Annotated in this window: 1 protein-coding gene; it reads left to right on the top strand. The window is 63.7% G+C overall.

Annotated elements, in window-relative coordinates:
* The coding region (locus tag L990_RS20305) for a hypothetical protein (RefSeq protein WP_047452670.1) at positions 1-336 on the top strand (336 nt) is incomplete at both ends.

Genomic DNA, 336 nt, shown 5'->3' with positions numbered 1-336 from the left:
ATTTTAACGGCTCGGCCACCTTTGTACAAAAGGTAAAGGCGCTAACCGATAAGCCCTTCGAGGTGAAGGTGAGCATCGAGGGGCAGGGCTGCAACGAGGGAAGCTGCGTGCCCCTGGAGGCGGAGCTCTCCGCCAAGCTGAGCGGTGCTACCATTAGCGCCACCGCAGCTACTCCTGCAGCGGATACCGTAGCCCCCGCAGCCGCTGATACCGCTGTGGCCGATACCGCCGCTGCCGCCACGGTCAGCGAGCCCGTTACGGCTGCCGAACCCACCAAGGCGGGCGGCAAATCGCTCTTGGCCTTCTTTATTGGCGCCTTCCTCGCCGGATTGGCGG

The sequence above is a fragment of the Alistipes sp. ZOR0009 genome, assembly GCF_000798815.1.
Lineage (GTDB): Bacteria > Bacteroidota > Bacteroidia > Bacteroidales > ZOR0009 > Acetobacteroides.
This window is presented reverse-complemented; position numbering and strand designations above follow the sequence as displayed.